Origin of the sequence: Hyphobacterium marinum, assembly GCF_036330325.1 — a bacterium.
GTDB classification, from domain to species: Bacteria; Pseudomonadota; Alphaproteobacteria; order Caulobacterales; family Maricaulaceae; genus Hyphobacterium; species Hyphobacterium marinum.
The window spans coordinates 286952-305608 of record NZ_JAZDRO010000002.1 but is presented as its reverse complement, the minus strand read 5'-3'; the positions used below and the strand labels follow the sequence as shown (position 1 = coordinate 305608).

Sequence of the window (18657 nt, the reverse complement as noted above, 5' to 3'; positions counted from 1 at the left end):
AGAGCTTAAAGAAGGTGAATCAGGGCGTCATGATACTCAGCTGCCCGAACTGTTCCACGCGATATCGCGCCGATGCTGCGGCGATCGGCAGCGGCGGCCGCAAGGTCCGCTGCGCCTCCTGCAGCCATGTCTGGGCCGTCGAGCCAGAACCGGCAGCCGAATTGCCGGTCATCGAACCCGCGCCCGAACCCGACTCCGAACCCAAACAGCCCCACCGCGCCTTCCGTGAACGTGCCGAGCAACGCCGCAAGCAGGCCAGCCGGGCCGCGGCAGGCGGGGCCTGGGGCGGTCTTGCCGTCGCGGTTGCCGGGGCACTCGTGGCCGCAGTCCTGTTCCGCGCCGATGTCGTGAACCTGTTTCCGCAAGCCTCCAGCGCTTATGCGATGGTCGGGCTGGAAGCCAATCCCTACGGCCTGTCGATCGAGGACTTCTCGGTCGCCCGGCACGACGCCGATGGTCAGCCAACGGTCGTGATCGAGGGCGTGGTCAGAAATGTCGACCGCCATGCCCAATCCGCCCCTGCGCTGCGTGCCGCCCTGCTCGACGGGCAATCACAGACGCTTCTGGAATGGACGGTCCTGGTCGAAGGCGGTGAACTTTCCGCCGGTGAACGCCGGGCTTTCCGCACGGTTGTCGCCGATCCGCCCCACGCGGCCGCCCAAGCCGAAGTCACACTGGCCGGCGTGGAGGTCGCGCCTGCGCCCGCACCGGCGGGCGCCCACGGCGAGACTGAAGACGCTATCGTCGCCGACGCCGGTCATCACTAGGTCACGCTATTGGCTCAGGACCCGAACCGCTCGAGCAGGCGTTCGATATAGTCGATCTCGTCCTGCGGACGGCCCTGTTCGGAAGCCCGCTCGCGCAACTCTTCAAGGATTTCCCGCGCACGCTGGCGCTCAATTTCGTCAGGAATGTCGACACCGGCCCCGTCTGAAAATCCGCCACCCTCGGTGGGGCGTCCCAACGGATCGCGCTCGCCCTGGCCTTCACCGGCCTGCTGTTCTTCCATGCGTTCCAGCATGTTGCGGGCAATCTGTTCAGCCCCCTGGCGCAGCGATTCCAGAGCCTCTTCCTGCGCGTCGAGCGCCCCTTGCGCATCACCGGCATTCAAGGCCTCCTGCGCATCGCGCATGGCCTGCGCCGCACCGCCAAGTGCCTGTTCGGCACTGTCGCCAAAGCCCTGCTGAAGCTGGGCCATCTGGTCGGCGAGCTGTCCTTGTGCATCGGCGAGTGACTGCGATGGTGCGCCTTGCGCACCGCCGGCACCTTCCGGTGCCTGACCGGGCGAACCGGTGCCGGGTGAGCCCTCTTCGGGCGATCCGGGCAGGCCCTGTTCGCCCTGGCCTTCGGGGCCGCCTTGAGCGAGATCGAACGTCTGGTCCTGCAATTCGCGCTGTTCGCCGATCACATCGCCGAGCTGTTCGAGCGCCTCGCGCATCGCTTCGCTGATCGCGTCGTCACCGGCTTCGCCCTGCCCCTGGCTGAGCTGCATCTCCATGTTCCGCAGCATTTCGCCCAAAGCCTGAAGCGCGCGGCGTGCGTCGGCGGTATCACCGAGTTCAGCGGCATCGCGCAGGGCCTGGAGCATTTCTTCCAGCCCCTGCGTGTCGAGACTTTGACCGCCCTGGTTTTCGGCAAAATTGCCTTCCTCGGCGGCCTCGCGAGCGAGCGCGGCGAGGTAGTTCTCCATCGCCTCCTGGTAGGCCTCGAACAGCGGGGCGAGCTCGCTCTCGTCCGCGCCGCGCGCCAGGGCCTCCATCAGTGCCCGTTCGGCGGCGCGCAAGGCAGCCTCGGCATCGGCCAGCGAGCCGAGTTCGGCGCGCAAAGCAATGGCCCAGAGATTCTCATCAAGCGGACCGAGTTCCTCGCCGTCATGGGCACGCCGCAGCCCGTGCAAGGCCCGGCGCAGGCCGAGATAGACAATGGGATCCTCGAAGAAGGAGACCGGCGCATCGGTGATCGCATCCAGCGAACGGGCCACGCGTTGCAGGCGTTCCGGCGCGCGTTCGATACGGCGGACTGGGTCCTCGCCAATGAAGACCGGGCCAGTCGGGACCTGGTCGGCCGTAAGCGCGGGGCGTTCGGGCAGAGGGGCATAATCGGTGCCGGCGCTCATCACTTCGCGGCGTTGTTCCGCGACCGCCCGCGCCAGCGGATTAAGGAAGACCCGCTGGGGTAGGGTGAAGTCCATGGAGGGCGAAATACCGGTATTGCCGCCGGCATCCGTGGCGGCGACGCGCAGTTCCACGCGTTCACCCGCGAGCCGGCTTTTCGAGGTGTCGATCAGAGCACGCAGGCCAGAGTCGGTTTCCGCAGCGGATGCCGATTCTATTGCGATCTCGTCCCAGTCGCCACCCGAACCCGCCGCGCGGAATTGCAGCATGTAGCTGACAGCGCCGTAATCGTCCTCGACCGTGAAGGTCAGCGCCAGCTCGCCGCTGGCACGGGCTTCGGGCACGCCGGTCAGGCGAACGTCGGGGGCTGTGTCTTCAATCGTATCGACCGTCCACGAGAGGCGGCTGCGCCCGGCCCGCAAGGTCACGGTACCGTCGGCGGCGACCGTCACCCGGCTTTCCCACACGCCATCGCCGATGACGCGATTCTCGCCGTCCGCCCCGTCGAGCCGCAGGATCGGCGCGCGGCGTGCCCCGGCGGTGCGCACGGTGAAGACTGAACCCTCTGGCGCGCGGGCGCGCATGTCGCCGTCACGCAACAGGATCGGCGCGCGGCGGGTATAGGCGGGCGGGTCGAGCCAGGCATCGACGCGCAAATCCTCATTGCTGCGATAAAGCGGCTGCGGGCTGAAAGCATCGCCAAGGCGTCCGCCAGCGAAGTCACCGGCCACGCCCCAGCCCAGCCCGATCACGACGACAAGCGCGATCCGGCCCCCCCATTCATCGAGGCGCGCCCAGGCCGCTTTCGGCTGGCGGGCGCGAGCCCCTTTCAGGCGTTCGGCCATCCGCGCACGGTGCGCCTGCCAGAGCGCCAGTGAAGCGTCATCGCTGTCCGTGGGCAGATCGGTGAGGGCTTCGTGCGGCCGGGCGGGAATGCCGGAATCTTCCTCGACGCGTCGCGCGGCTTCTTCCTCGGTGGGCCACTGGAACCCCTTCCGGGCCTGCCAGGCAACCCATCCGCCCGATCCGAGAATGGCGACCGCGCCAAGTGCCCGCCACGGATCGCCGAACCGGTCCCACAGCCCGAAGAGCGCGAGCGCGGCATAGCTTCCCAACGCCAAAGCGATTGGCCACAGGACCGGCGCGGCCCGTTCCCAGAGAAGGGCCAGCCGGGCCAGAGAAAGGGACACCCGGTTCATGACGGCAAAGCTAGCACGCTCCCGCGCGTCCCGTGTAGCGCCGGGCGCATTACTATTTGGTGAGTTATACGCCTGATGCGCCGCGGCTTTCCGGGCTGTCTGCCGGGGGCGGATCGCCCCACATGGGCGGCGGGCGGTCGAGGTCGCCGCGCATGCCGCAACCGGCAAGCGCCAGCGCGCCGAGCGCGAGTACGAGACAGGCGAAACGTTTCATCAGACTTGTCCTTCCAGCCGCTTGCGCCAGCGCGCGACCTGTTCCTTAACCCGGACCGGGGCCGTACCGCCATAGCTGGTGCGGCTTTCCATTGATGCGCGCGCGCTCAATACTGAATAAAGCCGGTCATCAATGCGCGGCTCGATGGTCTGGTAGTCGCCAAGCGGCAGCTGGCTCAGCGGCAGGCCCTTGGCTTCGGCGGCCTTCACTGCACTGCCCGCAACATGGTGGGCATCGCGGAACGGCATACCGAGTTCCCGCACCAGCCAGTCAGCAAGATCGGTCGCGTCGGAATAGGCTTCCCCGGCCGCAGCTTCGAGATTGGCGGTGTCGAATGTCAGGTCGGCGGCCATGCCCGCCATCGCCGCGAGCGCCAGTTCCAGATCATCGATGGCCTGGAAAACCGGTGCCTTGTCCTCCTGGAGGTCCTTGGAATAGGCGAGCGGCAATCCCTTCACGACCATCAACAGGCCATGAAGTGAGCCTGCAATCCGGCCCGGCTTGGCGCGGACGAGTTCGGCCGCATCCGGATTGCGCTTCTGCGGCATGATGGACGAGCCTGTCGACCAGGCATCCGACAGCCGCGCGAAGGCGAAGCGCCGTGAGGTCCAGATCACGATCTCCTCGGCGAAGCGGGACAAATTCACGGCCGCGATAGAGGCTGCTGCCAAGGCCTCCAGCGCAAAGTCACGCGCCGAGACTGCGTCGAGCGAATTGGCCATGGGCCGGTCAAAACCGAGTGCCCTGGCCGTCATCTCGCGATCAATGGGGAAGGCGGTTCCGGCGAGCGCGGCAGCGCCGAGCGGGGATTCGTTCATCCGCCTGCGCGCATCGGCGAACCGGCCCCGGTCACGCTCGGCGGCTTCGGCATAGCACAGGAGATGGTGGCCAAGGCTCACCGGTTGGGCGGTCTGGAGATGGGTAAAACCCGGCATCACCGTGTCGGCATGGCGCTCAGCCTGTTCGACCAGCGCGGACTGGTAGGCGGCCAGCGCCCCATCAATCCGGTCGCAGGCTGTGCGTAGCCATAGCCGGAAATCGGTCGCGACCTGGTCATTGCGTGACCGGCCCGTGTGCAGCCGGCCCGCCGGCGCGCCGATAATCTCCTTCAGGCGCGATTCGACATTCATGTGCACGTCTTCGAGCGCGCGTGACCAGGCGAACGTGCCCTCGCCAATTTCGCTACGGACCTGTTTCAAGCCCTTGAGGATCGACGCGGCGTCTTCGCTTGAAATCACGCCGCAGTGCGCCAACATCTCTGCATGGGCCATCGATCCCGCGATGTCCTCTCCGGCAAGGCGCTTGTCGATGTCGACCGAGGCGTTGATGGCTTCCATCACCGCCGATGGTCCAGCCTCGAAGCGTCCGCCCCACAGGGCGTTGGCATCGGCGGGGCGAGGCTGGTCGGGATCGTCGCGTCCGGTCATGATGGAAGTCCTTATGAAGTAAGTCTCGAGACGGAAAGCCGCTACACCGATGAAATTCTCGCCGCTGAAGACTGCCCTGATTGTCCTGCCCGTGATCGGGCTGGCCGCCTTTCTATACGTGATTTTCGCGGCGATGAACCCGGGAGATCGCGGCGGGCTGTCCTCTTATGCACGCGGCGAGATGAGCGCGCTGCGCATTCTCGATGAGGCACCGCCGCGCCCAGCCGCGCCATTCTATGACGCAGTCGGCAATCAGCGCACGCTGCAGGAATTCGACGGTCAGGTCCTGTTGGTCAATTTCTGGGCGACGTGGTGTGCGCCCTGTGTCGTGGAAATGCCTGCGCTCGACGAAATCCAGGCCGAATTTGGCAGCGACGACTTCCAGGTCGTCACCATCAGCCATGACCGCTCGATCGAGGATGCCCGCGAATTCTTCGAGGAGACCGGTCTCGAACACCTGACCCTGTTCCATGACAACACCTTCGCTGGTGCGACCGCTGTCGGCGCACCGGGGCTTCCCGTCACGATTCTCTATGACCGCCATGGCCGGGAAATGGCGCGCATGCCGCGCGATGCCGAATGGGCCAGTGATGATGGCCGGGCGCTGATCCGCGCCGCCATCGACCAGGGCTAGGCCGCCCGGCGCGGAGGATTGAGCGATTGAACCCAGCCCACCGCGGCGCGGCGTTCACCCCGTATGACCGTCGCGACGCGGTGCGGCAGGCCAGACGCGTAGACGAAGGCGTCGCCGGCTTTCAGCTTGACCGGGATTTCGCCGTCTGCCTCTTCGATCACCAATTCCCCCCCTGAATAGTTGTCTGGCGGCGCGAGGAAGAGGGTGAAGGAAAAGTCGATCCTCAAGGCCTTTCCATCCGGATACATGACCGTGTCGTCGACATGACGGCCATACGCCATGCCCTTGGTATAGCGCGACAGGATGACCGGGCTGATCCGCTCCGGCGCGGTGAAGGAATTGAATGCCGAATTAGTCTTTAGCGCTTCGGTAATCATGGATTTCAGCGCGCGTGCGGCCCGGTCGGTCGGGACGGCCTGTTCATTGTGTTTGACCCGGGCTGCCGCCGCGCCTGCCGTGTCGCGTCCGTCGGCAAAGGTCAGGCGCGGCCAGGTCTCGGCGATGAGCGCGATCTCCTCCGCACCCAGGAGGCCGGGAATATTCCGGTGGAGGAGCCCGGTCTGGCGTGTCATGTTGCGAACCGTTTTCATCATGGGGGCAATGGCCTATTCTTCCGGTCAATCCCTCGTCGCGACAAGTCCGGAGTGTCCCATGTCCGAGCGCAAGAACTGGCTCTTCCTGTCCACTGCCCTTCTTGGTGCCAGCCTGGCCGCCTGTAGCGGCGAAGGCGGCGAGGCCGGAGAAGCGGGCGAAGGCGGCGAAGCCGGCCACGCCATGAGCGCGTCTCACGGCGGCGAAGGGGGCGAAGGTGGCGAGGGTGGAGAAGGCGGGGAGGGTGGCGCTTCGGTTGCCGATCTCGGCGACGGAACCGCGCGCGTTTATGTCTACGGCCAGATGCGCGGACATCTCGCGGTCGCCCATGCGCTTTATGAGGCCGGCGCGGAGGACGCGTCCGCCCCGCACTTCATGCATCCGATCGCCGAGGTCATGGAAGGGAATCCGGACCTGTTTGCCGATGCCGAGCGCCTGGCCCTTGAAGACGAGATCGAGGCGTTGGCTCTTGCGGCGGGCGAGGGCGGCAATGGCAATGACGTGCCGGCGCGCTATGACGCGGTGACCGCCCAGATCGATGCCGTCTTTGCGGATGCCACGCTGGCAGACCACGCAGCCGGCCTGTCCGAGCTGATCGGGCTGGCACGGATCGAGTATGCCGAAGGCGTTACCGACGGAGCGGTAACCAACGCGATCGAATTCCAGGACGCGTGGGGGTTCATCGTTGCCACGCGCACCGCCTTTGATGCGCGTCGTGGTGACTACAATGCCGTGAATACCGACGCCGCGAACCAACTTGATGAAACGCTGGCCGCTCTGGCGGAGCTGCACCAAAACGTGGCGAATGACTCTCCGGCGTCGGTTTCAACGATCCGGGCCGCTTCAACCCGTGTGCAGCTGGCCTTTGCGGCCTTCGCGGACTAGCCGCCCGCCTTGAAGGGCAGCACCCAGACCGGGCGCGCGCGTCCGGTCTTGCCGGTATAGGCCCCCGGATCGAGCGGTTCTGCTCCATCCGGCATGGGCAGGCCCTCTGCCGCCGCCAGCGCATCCAGCCCGCCCGGCACCGCATCGCAGACATGTTTCGCAGGCGGAACAGCAACGCCCTGGATAGTCGCGGTCGGGCCCTTGTCCGAGGTCGGAGCCATCACCGTTTCGGTCGGTCCGCGTGCCATTCCGGCCCGCAGGATCAGCGTGCCGGCATCAGCGAACTGGCGGCCCAGCCCATCGCATTCCGATTTCCAGAGGTCGAAGACAGTCTGAGCAGCGTCGAGCGCTTGCGGCATCATCGAGGCGTCCGGCCAGCAAATGATCATGCCGTCACCGGTGAAGGCCGACAGGCGACCACCTTCAGCTTCGCAAACCTCAACGCCAGCAAACACCCAGCGCTCGATGGCGCGGTTGAAGACCGGACGTTTGGTGTTGTCGGCGAAAAAGGCGGTCGCGCCGGTGATGTCGAAGACGATCACCAGCGCGTCCCTGTGGTCGAAAAGGCCGCTCGTTTCAGGTGAGCGGCTATTCGTCATGGCTCAATAGCCCGCCTTGGTCAGCTCTTCGTCGAGTTCAGGCAGTGCCTTGAACAGATCGGCGACGAGGCCGTAATCGGCGACGGAGAAGATCGGGGCTTCCTCGTCCTTGTTGATCGCGACGATGACCTTGGAGTCCTTCATGCCCGCCAGGTGCTGAATCGCGCCGGAAATCCCGACGGCGATGTAGAGCTCGGGGGCGACGACCTTGCCGGTCTGGCCGACCTGGTAATCGTTCGGGACGAAGCCGGCATCGACCGCGGCGCGCGAGGCCCCGACCGCGGCGTTGAGCTTGTCGGCGATCTTGTCGAGCAGGTGGAAATTGTCGCCCGAGGCCATGCCGCGGCCACCGGAGATGACGATCTTGGCCGCGCCGAGTTCGGGACGGTCGGACTTGGTCAGCTCTTCGGAGACGAATTGCGACTTGAACGGACCGGCAGGCGCGTCGATGGACTCGACACTGGCCGAACCGCCGTCACCGGCCTTCTCGAACGTGGTCGGGCGGACCGTGATCACCTTCTTGGCGTCGGACGACTTCACCGTCTTCATTGCATTGCCCGCATAGATCGGGCGGATGAAGGTGTCGGCGCTTTCCACGCCCGTGATGTCAGAGATCTGCATCACGTCGAGCTTGGCCGCGATACGCGGCGCGAAATTCTTGCCCACGGTCGAGGCAACAGCCAGCAGGCCGTCATACCCGTCCATCAGCGGCAGGATCAGCGCTTCCATCGCTTCGGCGATCGGATGGGCGAGGCTGTCGCCATCGGCGTGGAGTACCTTGCGCACCCCGTCGATCTTGGACGCGGCTTCGGCGACCGCACCGGCCCCGGAACCGGCGACGAGGATGTCGATATCGCCGCCAATCTGGCTGGCGGCCGTAACGGCTGCGCGCGTGGCGTCGTTCAGCGCGGCATTGTCGTGTTCGGCAACAACGAGAAGAGCCATCTAGATCACCCCCGCTTCATTCTTCAGCTTGTCGACCAGTTGGGCGACGCTTTCGACCTTGATCCCGGCTTCGCGCTTGGGCGGTTCGGTGACCTTCACCACGCTGAGACGCGGGGCGATGTCGACGCCGTAATCGGCGGGCGTCTTCGCGTCGATCGGCTTGCGCTTGGCCTTCATGATGTTCGGCAGCGAGGCGTAGCGCGGCTCATTCAGGCGCAGATCGGTGGTGACGATGGCCGGAAGGTCCATGCCGAGCGTCTGCAGCCCGCCATCAATCTCGCGCGTGACCTTGATCGACGTGCCGTCGATGGCGAGCTCGGACGCGAACGTGCCCTGCGGCCAGTCCAGCAGCGCGGCCAACATCTGGCCGGTCTGGTTGGCGTCATCATCAATGGCCTGCTTGCCGAGAATGACGAGGTCCGGGTTTTCTTCGCCGACAACGGCTTTCAGGAGTTTCGCAACCCCCAGCGCCTCGACCGTCTCGTCGGTGACGATGTGGATGCCGCGGTCGGCCCCCATCGCCAGCGCGGTGCGGATCGTCTCCTGGGCTTGTTGCGGCCCGACGGAGACGACGACGATTTCTTCGGCCCCGCCCTTTTCCTTTATGCGGATCGCCTCTTCCACGGCGATCTCGCAGAAGGGGTTCATGGACATCTTCACATTGGCGAGGTCCACGCCCGACTGGTCGGGCTTCACGCGCGGTTTGACGTTGTAGTCGATGACCCGTTTGACAGGGACGAGAATTTTCATCCGAAGGCTCCGGTTCGTCATGCGCGCGGAAGGGGCGCACAGCCTTAATAGAACAGGCGGCGAAACTGCCTTTGCCCCCTCGCGGAGTCAACGTGACGCCGGCGTCAGCTTGCAGCGTCGTTGGGTCCAGTTTTCCATGCTGACAGGGGATTGCGTTCGCCAAGGGCCAATCGGTGAACACCATAGATCACCCCGGCCAGGACAGCGCAAACCACCATCATGACCGGTATGAACCAGGTCCCCAGAATTTCCTCGCCGCCTGCCTGGCGGTTGAAAGAGAGAGACCAGTCTCCATCAGGGAAAACCCACAGGCCCACACCGGACGGATTGAAAATCTCCGCAATCATCATCGCGGCCAATGCGAGCGTGAGAAATGCTAGCGTTCCGATCGCGAGGATTGCGCCGTACTGCAACGCGAGCGCGGCCGGTACCCGCCATCGCGACGGGCGGCGCGCCAGAGGCCCGAAACGGCGGATGGCGGCATTGAGCCGGTCCGCCTCGCCGGTTCCCTGCGCGTCAGCGCATGCCTCCAGCACATGCATCTGCGCTTCGGCAATAGCCTCGTCGCGCTCCTCGCGGGGCAGGTCGCGATAGGTCCATTCGAGCCGGGCGCTGAAGTCCGCCCAGATCCGTTTTGCCTCCCGCGACTGGAACTCAGGTTCTGCGCTCATGAGTCCATTCCCTGATTGTCGAGGACATCGCCCATCCGCTTCCAGACGCGGCGCATCTCGGTCAGCACGTCGGCACCGAAGGCGGTCGTCGTGTAGTATTTGCGCGGCGCGCCGGCATCGGTTGCCACCCATTCGGCGGTGACCAGCCCGTCCTTCTTCATCCGTGCCAGCACTGGATAGATGGTCCCTTCGGCCAGTGCTTCGAATCCGGGCGCGCGTTTCAAGCTTGCCACAATTTGGTATCCATAGGCCCGCCCGGCCTGCAGCCGGGACAGGAGGAGCATTTCGAAATAGCCCTTGCGGGCTTGCGAAATCCAGCGCTCCAGCACGTCGTCCTTGGGCGTCATGTCCAGCCTGCCTTCAAACCCGTTGGTCCGTGGCCTTCTAGCGCTTGAATTGTCGTTTAGCTATATGTATAGCAATACAAAGTAACTGGTAAAGCAGCAGGTGTGCTGCGCTGACGGCTGTGGCGGTAGGGAGTTTCGACATGCGAAAACTGGATTGGATTCGATTGGCCGTTGGTCTTGCTGCGGTCCTGGTTCTGGTGGTGACGTTCGCGGGCCGACGTGCGTATGAATCACTCGATCCGGAGGCGCCACCGGACAGGGTGGCCGCTCAACTCGACGCCGTTCTGTCCCGGGCTATGGACCGCTATTCGATTTCCGGGGCTGTCGCCGGTGCCATTCACGACGCTGAGATTATCTGGTCGACCCGCCGCGGTTTCCGCACAGCCGAGGGCGATCCGGTGACGGGACATACCGCGTTCAATCTGGGATCAATTTCCAAGCCGCTGACGGTCTGGACGATCCTCTCCCTCGTCTATCACGGCGAGATTGATCTCGACCGGCCGGTGGGTGATTACCTCACCCGCTATGACATTCCCGCAGGTGAGTTTGACCCGTCCGGCGTCACCATCCGGCGGCTTCTGCGCCATACGGCGGGCACGAATATTCAGGGCTATGGCGGGTACGGAGCCCATGAACACCAACCCGTTGATGCCTTGGACCTGACCGAGAATTTCGAGCGCGTGGGCATCGTCCGCGAGCCGGGGACGGCGCGCCGGTATTCCGGCGGCGGTTATGTCCTTCTGCAGATGATGGCCGAGGACGTGACCGGGCAGTCTTTCGACGCTTTGGCGCGCGTACGTGTGCTGGAGCCGCTGGGCATGACCAATAGCGGGTTCGATCCCGCGCGGCTTGATGAGGTGTCGGACTCCTTTGCCTATTACGGCAACCGGATCGAAACGCTGCGCGACGTCGCGCTGGCGGCGGCCGGGGGATATGCCTCGGCTGACGATCTGGAGCGTTTCCTGCTGGCTCATCTGGGCGGGCAAACGATCCTGAGCGCCGCCATGATCGAAACGGCCTTCGCTCCGACAAATCCCGATCCTGCTTTTGCGATGAGTTACACCCGGTGGCGTACCCCCTCCGGTTGGTTGTTCGGGCATGGCGGGAACAACTCGACCTGGCATGGGCAAATCTATGTCAGGCCCGAGACCGGAGACGGATTCTATTTCCTGACCAATACGACCGGTGGTGCCCAGCTGGACCTGGATCTCAGTTGTGCCTGGCTCTCGATGATGGAGTCAGCCGATGCTGATCGCGCCTGTGCCGACGCCCTGTCAGTCGCAAGGTCGGTGGGTTGGTGGGCCGCCGGTTTTGCGCTTGCCGCCCTGGCGCTGGTCTACTGGCTGGCCGCCGGCATTGTGTGCGGCCGGCGTGTACTGGCGCTGCGGCCTTCAGGCCGGAGCCGGCTCCGTCTGGTCGGGCGTCTGTTCGTAGCCATTCTGGCCGCCGTGCTTTGCGTCGGAGCGGTGTGGATCTTTTACACCAACTCAGTGATCTGGCGGACGGAAACCATCCTGATCGACGAAATTCCGCTCGATGAGATCGAAGGGCTGGCGCTGTCGGTTACAAGCGCTTTCGCAGTGCTGTTCCTGTCGCTGTGGTCCAGCCCGGTCCGGGGCAGATAGGACTAGCTGGCCTTCAACGCAAACGGGCCGGTCTCACGACCGGCCCGAAAGTGATTGGCTGTGGCTATCGCCTACTCTTCCTCAACCGCTTCCGGCGTTTCGACCAGTTCGGTTTCGATGGTCAGGATGACTTCATCCGACACGTTGGGGATGGCAAAACCCATGCCCCATTCTGACCGCAGGAGCGTACCGGTCGCCGAAAAGCCGAGCTTGGTGCGGCCGTCGCGGGTTTCGTCCTGCTTGTTAAGCGTGACCTCGAGCGTCACCGGGTGGGTCAGGTCGCGGATGGTCAGTTCGCCGGTCATCGTGCCGGTGACACCGTCTTCGGTCTCGAACGAGGTCGCGACAAAGCGTGCGGTCGGGAACTGATCGGTCAGGAAGAAGTCGTCCGAATTCAGGTGCGCAATGAAGCGCTCATGGTGCGCGCCGACCCAGAAGCCCTCGTCGACAAGGGTGAAGGTGATGTCGACCGTCGAATTGGACGGGTCTTCGAGGTCGAGCAACAGATCACCGTCATACTGGGTGAACTGGATGGCCTGGCGCGAATAGCCTTGGTGATCCCAGCTTGCGCGGATCTCGGTATGGGAGCGGTCGAAATCATAGCTGACCGGCTGGGCGATGGCGGCGGCGGGCGCGATCATGGCGGCGGCCGACAGGGCGATGGCGAAACTTTTCATGGGCTCAAGACTCTCCGGCTGAACAGCACGTATCGCGGCCCGATTGCCGCGTCTCGAAGAAGAAATAGGAAGTCTTCGGCAAAATTCAGGGGGTCGGCGTGAAAATCGGTGTTTCCGAAGCGGAAAGGATTCGGGCATTGCCCTATCGATCCTTGCCCGGCACCCATTTCACATCGGCACGGCCCTCGTCATTGGCGATGCGCGCCAGCACGAAGACCAGATCGGACAACCGGTTGAGATATTGGATCACCTCGGCGCTGACCTTTTCGCCGGTCTCGGCGAGCGCGATTGTACGGCGTTCGGCCCGGCGCACGACGGTGCGGGCAAGATGGAGGCGGGCCGACGCCTCGCTCCCCGCGGGCAGGATGAAGGAATCAAGCGGTTCAAGTCGCGCGTTGAACGCGTCGATGTCGGTTTCGAGCCGTTCGACCTGGCGCGCGGTGACGCGCAGCGGTTCGTAGTCCAGCGTCTCGCCCCGGTCCGGCACGCACAGATCCGCGCCGAGATCGAAGAGCTCGTTCTGGACACGCTCCAGGACGGCATCGACCTTGGCGTCATCCAGCGCCGCGCGCGCCACGCCAATAGCGGCATTGGCCTCGTCGACACTGCCGTAGGCTTCCACGCGCGGATCGGTCTTGCCGGTCTCGCTCATGTCGCCGAGCCGCGTGCGGCCTCCATCGCCGGTCCGCGTGTAGATTTTGGTCAGGCGCACCATGGAATGCGTGTCCTTCCAATCCCGGTTATCCTGTCACTGTCTATGAGTCAGACTGTGCTCTCAAGACCGAAGGCGTGAAAGAAGGGGTGTCCGCCATGCTTCGCCTAATAGCCGCCCTGTTGCTTGTGACCGCGCCTGCCGCGGCCCAGGCCTCGACCGACGACCTCGCGCAATCGCTCGTGGATGCCGGATCCCCCGGCGCGGTGGTGATGTGGGGGGAGGGCGAGAACACGCTGATCTCGGTCGCCGGCGTGCGGGCAGAGGGTTCGGAGGCCGCGATCGAACTGAATGATCTCTGGCATCTGGGATCGAACACCAAGGCGATGACGGCGGTGCTGATCGCCCGCCTCGTCGAGGACGGCGTGGTGGGCTGGGATGACACGATTGCCCAGCACCTGGGTGACCGGATCGACGGCATCCGGCCCGAATATGCCAATGCGACCTTTATCGACCTGCTCGCCCACCGCTCCGGACTGCCGGCCAATGCCGGGTTGACCACGCTCCTGTCACTCTCCGGCACCGATGCGGCACGTGACGCGCCCGCGGACCGGATTGTCTATGCCGAAGCTGTGCTGACGCGCAGCCCGGCGGGCGAGCCGGGCGAATTCCTTTATTCGAACTCCGGCTACATCGTCGCCGGGGCGATGCTGGAAGCCGTGACGGGCGAGAGCTGGGAAACCCTGATCACGCGCGAGGTCTTCGAGCCTCTGGGCATGGCGAGCGCCGGTTTCGGCCCGCCCGGAACGGCTGACGTGATCGACCAGCCGCGCGGGCACCGTGCGGGCCTGTTTGGCGGCCTCAATGCGATGGTGCCGGACAGCGGCCAGTCCGACAATCCGCCGTCGCTCGGCCCGGCCGGCCGGGTCCACGTCTCGATGCAGGACTATGCGCGCTTCCTGCGCCTCGTCCTCGACGGGGCCAATGGCCGGGACGGCAACTATCTAAGCGCGGAAAGCTGGGAGCGCCTGCTGACGCCGGTTGGCGACAACTACGCGCTGGGCTGGGGCATCAGTGGCGGCGCACTGATGCACGCCGGGTCGAATACTATGTGGTATCTGCAGGCGGTCGTCTGGCCGGACACAGACCGTTTTGTCGTCGTCGCGGTCAATGAGGCGCGGTCCCAGCGGGTGCAGCCGGAAATCGGCCGCGTCATCAGTACGCTCGCCAACGGGCGGTGATCAGCCGTTCTGGATGGCCGTTTTGGCGATAAAGCCAACGACCAGAAGCGCAATCGCCACGAACTGAAGCCCCACCCGCCAGCGCATCAGCTTGTTGGAGCGCTCGCCCGCGCCTTCGCCGCCGCGCGCCAGGTTGAACAGCCCGGCCAGCAGGGTCGCGGCGACGGCCAGCACAGCGACGCCGATAAGAATATTGAGGGCCATGATCATGAATTGGCTCCTTGTTTAGCCGGGGTGGTGCAGTCTTGCACGAAAACGCGCATGCGCGCCTTGGAAGAGATAAGCACCGCCATCAGCTCGTCCAGCGCAGGGTGGCGGGCTTGACCGGGTTGCGGAAGGGCTCACCGGTCGTGCGGTGCTTCTCCCAGGCGGTTTTCAGCTTGTAATACCACTTTGCCTGAACGTCGGCGTCGTGGATCAGCATGAGCTGCGGGTTGTAGGCGAGGCCTTTCTGCTGGGCGTTCACAGCGTCGCGGTCCTGGCCAACAAAGGTGCGGATACCCTTCGAGATCAGCGCCTTGGGGATGACGGCCATCGCCGGCACATCCCAGTACATGACGATAGTGATCGTGGTCTTGTTGGCGTTAGTCGGCGTCACCGCCGTGAAACCGGTCACATGCCGCTCTCCCAGCCGCAGATACTCGGTGCGAAGGCCGGGCAGCTCAAAGCGGATCTCGGTCTGCCGCTGACCGCCAAACAGACGGTAGACATAGGAATTCGCCGACGGCTTGTGCGGCAGCATGGAGAAGCCGCGTTCGACGGGTCCGAAATTCTTCGCCTTCTCGTGAACCGACTTGGCTGAGCGCCACCACCATTGCCGGTGGATATAGGGGATGTGCGCCGGGTCCATCAGACCGATGACGGCGTGGTCGACATGGCAGTTGAAAATGTCAGTCTCGACCATGCGGATTTTCGAGTTTTCCGGAATGTCGAGCACGGGCGGCGGGACGCAGGGCTCGGCCTCTGGGTCGCGTCCGAAATAGACGAAAATCATCCCGTAGCGTTCCGCGACGGGGTAGGACCTTGTGCGGATTTTCGACAGATCCATCGCCGCGGCCTGATCGGCGGTCAGCGACGGGATCGCCGCGCAGCCGCCATCGGGCCGGAAGCGCCAGCCATGATAGGGGCATTCGACCTGGCTCTCCCCGTCGCGCTTCACCACCTGCCCGGTCGACAGGAGGATCCCGCGGTGCGGGCAGATATCGCGCAGGGCAAAGGCCTTGCCCTCATGGGTGCGGCCAATGAGGACCGGTTCCCCGAGGATTTCGCGGTGGATTGCCTTGCCCGGCTTCACGTCGCGGCCAATCGCTCCGAAATACCACAGATCGCGCAGGAAGCCGTCATCAGCAGGGGCGGTGGTGGGAGCCGTCTCGGTCATGGCCCTTCTCTAGCCGTCCCCGCCCGCATCCGCCAAGGGACGCGATGCCACAGCCCTTGCGCGGCGCTGGGCGAGATAGACCCCAGCCAGCACCAGGCTGGCCCCGAAATACTGGATGGCGACGAGGGCTTCTCCGAACATCAGCCAGCCAGCAATGGCAGCGACGACGGGCTGAACGAGAATGACCAGCGATGCGATCTGAGCGGGGACTCGCCCCAGCCCGAAGGCGACGCCGCCCTGGCCGATGATCTGGATACCGAGTGCCAGCGCGATCAGCGGCCACCAGTCGGCTTGTGTTGGTGGAAGCAGCGTTTCGCCGAAACCGAGGGCGACGACCAGAAGGACAGGCGCGGACACAGCGCAGGTCCAGGCGATCACGGTTCCGGTCGAGGCGAAGGCGCGCGCCTGCCGCACGGCAAGGATATAGGCCCCGTACCAGACCGCCGTCAGCATGGAGAGCGCATCGCCGGGCAGGCGTTCGGGCGCGATGGTGACATTCGCCGAGGACATCAGCGCCGCCCCGCCAACCGCCAGTCCCGCTGCGATCAGGAAGCGCCGTGTGATGGTTTCTCCGAACAGGAGCCAGGCTCCCAGCACCACGAAGACAGGCTGGAGATTGGCGAGGAAGGTGGCATTGGCCGCTGTCGTGATCTTGATCCCGGCATGCCAGGAGGCGAGATCGCCCGCGAAGAGCAAGCCGGGCAGGACGAGAAAAAGATACCGTTTCCACCCCGAAGGCTGGCCTTCCCGCCGGGGCGGGTCGCGGTCGAACACCATCCAGAGAAGGGCGGCCGGGACGGCCAGCGCCATGCGCCAGAAGCCGATAGCCTGCGGGCCCATCTCCGACAGCTTGACGAGCGGTGCCGCCAGGCCGATCGAGATCGCTCCAGCCAGCAGGACGACGAGGCCCAGCGTCACTGATTTGTCGGACGGTGCGCCCATGCCCCGTGTCCTTCCCTGTTCCTGACCCTGTTAGCGGTGCCGGACAGGAAAGAAAATCACGAAACGTAACTGTCCAGATTCATTCGGCGTTTGAGCGAGTCCGGTGTCTCACCCGCCTCGCGCAATTCGCGCAGCGTCACCGCATGATCCCGTTTGGCAAAGCGTTTGCCCTTGGAGTCGGTCAACAGGCGATGGTGGACATAGTCCGGGACAGGCCAGTCCATCAGCTCCTGCAACAGGCGGTGCAGGTGCGTCGCCTCGAACAAATCCTTGCCCCGGATGATGCGGGTGATGCCCTGAACGGCGTCGTCATGGGTAACGGCGAGGTGATAGCTGGTGCCGACATCCTTGCGTCCCACCACGACATCGCCCAGCCGGTCGGGCCGGACATAGACCTGACCGTGATCGACCGTGCCATCGCCGTGTTCGGTAAAGGTCAGCCGGTCAAAGCGGTCCCCGAGAAGATCGCGGCACCGGTGGATGGAGAGCCGCCAGGCAAAGTGCTCACCACGTGCAAGGCGTTCCGCCTCCTCGTCCGGGCCCATCATCTCGTCGGGACCACAATAGACGACGCCTTCGGGGCCGTCGGGCGCGAGGTGCGGTGCACGGGCGATGTCCGCTGCGATCTCCTTGCGGGTCTTGAAGCAGCGATAGACGAGACCGCGATCAATCAGTGACTGGAGGACGGCGTCGTAATCGGCGAAATGCTCGCTCTGGCGGCGGACCGGCTTCTCCCAGTCGAGGCCGAGCCAGGCGAGGTCTTCGTAAATGGCATCCTCGAATTCGGGGCGGCAGCGCGTGGTGTCGATATCCTCGATCCGCAGGATGAATCGCCCGCCCGCCCGCCGGGCAGATTGCCAGGCGGTCAGCGCCGAAAACGCATGCCCGAGATGCAGATACCCGGTCGGCGAAGGAGCGAAGCGTGTGACGAAATCCATGCAGCGATAAAAATAGCATTTCGGTCCGGCAGGTGAAGAGGGCAGGCGTCACCGGTTGACCCGGCGTACAGGCGCGCTAAGCCTCGGCGCACCGCAGTCAGCCTCAAGGATCAGCAACGTGCAGATGACCCTCGACGGACCCCGCCGCCCGCCGCTCAATGGCGGCAAGCCGCGCAAGCTCGTGGTTTTCCTGCACGGCTATGGCTCGAATGGCGAGGACCTGATCAATCTCGCCGGCCAGTGGGCGCGGGACCTGCCCGACGTCCAGTTCGTTTCGCCCAATGCGCCCCAGCCGGTGCCGGGCCATCCCAGCGGCTATCAGTGGTTCCCCCTGACGCGAATCGATCCGCAGGAGACCGAGCGCGGCGCGCGCATGGCGGCCCCGGTGCTGGACGCGTTTCTCGACGCCGAGCTGAGGCGCTACCAGCTTGCCCCGTCCGATCTCGCGCTGGTCGGCTTCAGCCAGGGCACGATGATGGCGCTGCATACCGGGATGCGCCGCGACCAGCAGATCGCCGGCATTCTTGCCTATTCGGGCGCGCTCGCCGGACGCGAGGCTCTGAAAAACGAAATCCGGTCGAAGCCGCCAGTCTTCCTCATCCATGGCGACCGCGACGATGTGCTGCCACCGGGCTTCATGTTCGATGCGGCGGAAGGGTTGAACGAGGCCGGTGCGAGCGCGCAATGGCATATTTCCGCCGGTATCCCCCACGGCATCGGACCTGACGGGCTGGAGCTGGGCGGCCGTTTTCTCCACAAGGTGTTGTCCGGGCGCTACGCCTGACCGCAATATACGCGTTCCCCCGCGCAACGTCATAGGCCTGTCAC

The 18657-nt window shown here is 64.8% G+C and carries 21 protein-coding genes; 6 read left to right on the top strand and 15 right to left on the bottom strand.

What is annotated here, in order from left to right; genetic code table 11:
* Positions 1-29: 29 nt before the first annotated feature.
* Positions 30-767: an MJ0042-type zinc finger domain-containing protein gene (locus V0U35_RS06535; RefSeq protein ID WP_330195872.1), complete on the top strand. Its 738-nt coding sequence runs from the start codon at positions 30-32 to the stop codon at positions 765-767.
* A 14-nt stretch (positions 768-781) separates the two neighbouring features.
* Here V0U35_RS06535 and V0U35_RS06530 read toward each other — a convergent pair whose 3' ends face one another.
* The 3 genes from V0U35_RS06530 to argH form a co-directional block, all read right to left on the bottom strand.
* The gene (locus V0U35_RS06530; RefSeq protein WP_330195871.1) at positions 782-3313 is read right to left on the bottom strand and encodes a DUF4175 domain-containing protein; all 2532 of its coding nucleotides are present in this window, start codon (positions 3311-3313) and stop codon (positions 782-784) included.
* 64 nt (positions 3314-3377) lie between these two features.
* The gene (gene lptM / locus V0U35_RS06525; RefSeq protein ID WP_330195870.1) at positions 3378-3527 is read right to left on the bottom strand and encodes an LPS translocon maturation chaperone LptM; all 150 of its coding nucleotides are present in this window, start codon (positions 3525-3527) and stop codon (positions 3378-3380) included.
* Positions 3527-4954 carry an argininosuccinate lyase gene (gene argH / locus V0U35_RS06520; protein ID WP_330195869.1) on the bottom strand — a complete coding sequence of 476 codons (1428 nt, stop codon included), beginning with the start codon at positions 4952-4954 and terminating at the stop codon, positions 3527-3529. The genes lptM and argH overlap by 1 nt, the downstream gene beginning before the upstream one ends.
* A gap of 49 nt (positions 4955-5003) precedes the next feature.
* On the opposite strand from argH, the gene V0U35_RS06515 reads away from it, so the two are divergent.
* Complete coding sequence (locus V0U35_RS06515; protein ID WP_330195868.1) at positions 5004-5588, top strand: TlpA family protein disulfide reductase; 585 nt, start codon at positions 5004-5006, stop codon at positions 5586-5588.
* On the opposite strand, the gene V0U35_RS06510 is transcribed toward V0U35_RS06515, so the two are convergent.
* Positions 5585-6181, bottom strand: coding sequence for a Fe2+-dependent dioxygenase (locus V0U35_RS06510; protein ID WP_330195867.1), 597 nt, complete (start codon positions 6179-6181; stop codon positions 5585-5587). The two genes, V0U35_RS06515 and V0U35_RS06510, sit on opposite strands and share 4 nt — an antisense overlap.
* 58 nt (positions 6182-6239) lie before the next feature.
* Here V0U35_RS06510 and V0U35_RS06505 point away from each other — a divergent pair, with 58 nt between their 5' ends.
* A complete protein-coding gene (locus V0U35_RS06505) occupies positions 6240-7064 on the top strand; it encodes a 4-helix bundle domain-containing protein (RefSeq protein WP_330195866.1) in 825 nt (274 codons plus the stop codon).
* Here V0U35_RS06505 and V0U35_RS06500 read toward each other — a convergent pair.
* From V0U35_RS06500 to V0U35_RS06480, 5 genes are all read right to left on the bottom strand, one after another.
* Positions 7061-7663 (bottom strand): nucleotidyl cyclase domain-containing protein, encoded by a 603-nt coding sequence (locus V0U35_RS06500; RefSeq protein WP_330195865.1) that lies wholly within the window; start codon positions 7661-7663, stop codon positions 7061-7063. The two genes, V0U35_RS06505 and V0U35_RS06500, sit on opposite strands and share 4 nt — an antisense overlap.
* A 3-nt stretch (positions 7664-7666) precedes the next feature.
* The gene (locus V0U35_RS06495) at positions 7667-8608 is read right to left on the bottom strand and encodes an electron transfer flavoprotein subunit alpha/FixB family protein (RefSeq protein ID WP_330195864.1); all 942 of its coding nucleotides are present in this window, start codon (positions 8606-8608) and stop codon (positions 7667-7669) included.
* Positions 8609-9358, bottom strand: coding sequence for an electron transfer flavoprotein subunit beta/FixA family protein (locus tag V0U35_RS06490; RefSeq protein WP_330195863.1), 750 nt, complete (start codon positions 9356-9358; stop codon positions 8609-8611).
* Between the two features lie 104 nt (positions 9359-9462).
* Positions 9463-10029 carry a hypothetical protein gene (locus V0U35_RS06485; protein WP_330195862.1) on the bottom strand — a complete coding sequence of 189 codons (567 nt, stop codon included), beginning with the start codon at positions 10027-10029 and terminating at the stop codon, positions 9463-9465.
* Positions 10026-10376: a PadR family transcriptional regulator gene (locus tag V0U35_RS06480; RefSeq protein ID WP_330195861.1), complete on the bottom strand. Its 351-nt coding sequence runs from the start codon at positions 10374-10376 to the stop codon at positions 10026-10028. Before V0U35_RS06480 ends, V0U35_RS06485 begins: the two co-directional genes overlap by 4 nt.
* A 140-nt stretch (positions 10377-10516) precedes the next feature.
* On the opposite strand from V0U35_RS06480, the gene V0U35_RS06475 reads away from it, so the two are divergent.
* Entirely contained in the window at positions 10517-12001 is a 1485-nt protein-coding gene (locus V0U35_RS06475; RefSeq protein WP_330195860.1) for a serine hydrolase domain-containing protein, read from the top strand.
* A gap of 71 nt (positions 12002-12072) precedes the next feature.
* Here V0U35_RS06475 and V0U35_RS06470 read toward each other — a convergent pair whose 3' ends face one another.
* Both V0U35_RS06470 and V0U35_RS06465 read right to left on the bottom strand, forming a co-directional pair.
* Positions 12073-12678, bottom strand: coding sequence for a YceI family protein (locus V0U35_RS06470; RefSeq protein ID WP_330195859.1), 606 nt, complete (start codon positions 12676-12678; stop codon positions 12073-12075).
* Between the two features lie 142 nt (positions 12679-12820).
* Entirely contained in the window at positions 12821-13393 is a 573-nt protein-coding gene (locus tag V0U35_RS06465) for a cob(I)yrinic acid a,c-diamide adenosyltransferase (RefSeq protein WP_330195858.1), read from the bottom strand.
* Between the two features lie 95 nt (positions 13394-13488).
* Between V0U35_RS06465 and V0U35_RS06460 the strand changes: the two genes are divergently transcribed.
* Positions 13489-14571 (top strand): serine hydrolase domain-containing protein, encoded by a 1083-nt coding sequence (locus tag V0U35_RS06460; RefSeq protein WP_330195857.1) that lies wholly within the window; start codon positions 13489-13491, stop codon positions 14569-14571.
* Here the strand turns inward: V0U35_RS06460 and V0U35_RS06455 are convergent, their stop codons facing one another.
* From V0U35_RS06455 to gluQRS, 4 genes are all read right to left on the bottom strand, one after another.
* Entirely contained in the window at positions 14572-14781 is a 210-nt protein-coding gene (locus V0U35_RS06455; RefSeq protein WP_330195856.1) for a twin transmembrane helix small protein, read from the bottom strand.
* 82 nt (positions 14782-14863) lie between these two features.
* Positions 14864-15949 (bottom strand): Rieske 2Fe-2S domain-containing protein, encoded by a 1086-nt coding sequence (locus V0U35_RS06450; RefSeq protein ID WP_330195855.1) that lies wholly within the window; start codon positions 15947-15949, stop codon positions 14864-14866.
* Positions 15950-15958: 9 nt separating this feature from the next.
* Positions 15959-16891: a DMT family transporter gene (locus V0U35_RS06445; protein WP_330195854.1), complete on the bottom strand. Its 933-nt coding sequence runs from the start codon at positions 16889-16891 to the stop codon at positions 15959-15961.
* A gap of 56 nt (positions 16892-16947) precedes the next feature.
* Entirely contained in the window at positions 16948-17829 is an 882-nt protein-coding gene (gene gluQRS / locus V0U35_RS06440) for a tRNA glutamyl-Q(34) synthetase GluQRS (RefSeq protein ID WP_330195853.1), read from the bottom strand.
* A 124-nt stretch (positions 17830-17953) separates the two neighbouring features.
* On the opposite strand from gluQRS, the gene V0U35_RS06435 reads away from it, so the two are divergent.
* Positions 17954-18613: an alpha/beta hydrolase gene (locus V0U35_RS06435; RefSeq protein WP_330196108.1), complete on the top strand. Its 660-nt coding sequence runs from the start codon at positions 17954-17956 to the stop codon at positions 18611-18613.
* Positions 18614-18657 lie beyond the last annotated feature (44 nt).